Raw genomic sequence first — 2,057 nt, forward strand, 5'->3', positions numbered from 1 at the left:
CTAACAACACTCTTCCCCAACACCACGCTCTTCCGATCTGCGACCAGCGCCGCCTGCCGGCTCGCCGCGGCCGCCGCCGTGACCTGCTGCCGGGCCGGCATCGGCACCGGCTGCCGGGCGAGCCACGACTGGAAGGTCCGCGACATCGCGGCGTGCCCGCGCTCGTTGGGGTGCAGGCTGCCGTGCGACCAGTTCTTCGGGTTGTAGCGCTCCTCCGCGCTGCCGCGGACCGACCGCAGCTCCACGAAGTTCAGACCCGGCCGCCCGTCGTTCGCCGGGTCGCACAGCTGCAGGTGCTCGGCGGCGAGCGCCCGCTGCATGTCCCCGACGACGTAGAACCCGAACTCCGCGGCGGTGCGGGTGATCACGCCGTTCAGCTGGTCGACGAACTCCTGGAGGAACTCCTTCTCGCGGCGGGACAGCGCGAGCTGATTGCAGCTCCCGGAGAGCTGGATCGGGTCGGGGTACGGGACCACCGCCACCGGCACGCCGGGGAAGGCGTCGTCCATCGCCACGTACGTGGCCCGCAGGTTCCGCTCCACCTGCGCCATCGACGTGGTCCACAGCTGGGACCTGTCGTTGCAGTGCCCGGGCGCCAGGCACATCTGGCCGATCGTCGAGAACCCGGCGTCGTTGCCGCCGACGCTGAGCACGGCCATGGCCGGCGTGAACCCCTTGTCGCCGGCCAGGTACTCGTCCAGCTGGGTGCGGGCGTCGCCGCGGTCGGCGGCCTGGCCGGGAACGCCCTTGCGGGTCAGCGTCACGTCGGCGTCCGGCGCCGCGGGCGGCGTGGGCAGCACGTTCCAGGTACGCGCACCCGAGCAGGCCAGGAACTCCAGCCCGTCGAACCACGGCGACCGCGACGCGGCGACGGCCCACGCCGTCGGGGCTCGCCGGCACTGGTCGCCGCGCGCCGGGTCGGCCTCGTCGGTGCCGTCGTAATACACCTCGGCGCCCTCACCCGACATGAACGAGTCGCCCAGCGCCACCAGCACCCGCTGACCGCCGGCCGGGCGCAGCAGGTCCGGTTGCCCGGCCGGCACCGGCGTGACGCCCATCAGTGCGATCAACGCCACGACCAGGGCCACATCGGCCTGCGTCGCGGACGCCACGGCGACCACCAGCACGGCGACGACGCCGAGCACCCAGAGGATCAGGAGGGAGTGGCTGACGCGGACCGACAGCCAGCCGGTGACACCGAGCAGCAACAGCCCGGCGATGCCGAAGAAGACGGCTCCGCCGAGGCGTGCGGACAGCCCGCGGATGGTGCGCTCGGAGGCCAGCGCGATGCCGACCGGCAGCACCACGAACACCCCCGCGGCGAGCAGCGCCACGGCGACCAGCGGGATCCGGCCGGGCAGCAGCCAGAGCAGCGCCGCCCCGGCGACGGCCATCAGCGTGGCCGCGGCGATCAGCGCGAAGCCCAGCCACCACGGTCCGGGCTCGCGTTGCCGCAGACCGGCGACCGCGCTGCCGAAGAGCAGGTAGATCAGGAACAGGCCGCCCAGCGCGGTGCCGCCCCAGCCGGTGCGCACGTACAGCACGATCAGGCCCGCGGCCGCCACCAGCAGGACGATCCACAGCCAGACCGGGACGGTCGGCTGCCGGCCGTCGAGGCTTTCCGTGTACTGCCCGGCGATCCAGATCGCGGCGGTCGCGATGAACGCCACGAAGAGCAGCCCGACCAGCCACCGGTGCGCGTCGGGCCGCGCCACCGCCAGCAGGGCCGCGAGAGCGAGCAGGAAGAAGGCGGTCCGGCGATACACGGGACAGCACTCTACGCGTGTGTCCGGTTTCTCTTGGTCACGTCGGCGCGTCGTGGCCCCAACCGTGCACGCACCCGCCCGGTGGGGCGATGATCGGGGGCATGACCGCCACGAAGATCCTGCTCGACGAGTCGGAGATGCCGCGCCGCTGGTACAACCTGGTGGCCGACCTGCCGTCGCCGCCGCCCCCGGTGCTGCACCCGGGCACCCTGCAGCCGGTCGGTCCCGACGACCTGGCGCCGCTGTTCCCGATGACCCTGATCGAGCAGGAGGTCACCACGGATCGGTATG

General features: G+C 72.8%; 1 protein-coding gene and 1 pseudogene. One reads left to right on the top strand and one right to left on the bottom strand.

The genetic code is table 11. The features are described 5' to 3' along the window. Positions 1-1,766 (bottom strand): GDSL-type esterase/lipase family protein (locus AB0M20_RS40225; protein WP_364306409.1); only part of this gene is annotated, 1,766 nt, incomplete at its 3' end. 101 nt (positions 1,767-1,867) lie between these two features. On the opposite strand from AB0M20_RS40225, the pseudogene AB0M20_RS40230 reads away from it, so the two are divergent. Further along, positions 1,868-2,057 (top strand): annotated as a pseudogene (locus AB0M20_RS40230) (TrpB-like pyridoxal-phosphate dependent enzyme); the annotation flags it as partial.

It is taken from the genome of Actinoplanes sp. NPDC051633, assembly GCF_040681735.1.
GTDB lineage: Bacteria > Actinomycetota > Actinomycetes > Mycobacteriales > Micromonosporaceae > Actinoplanes.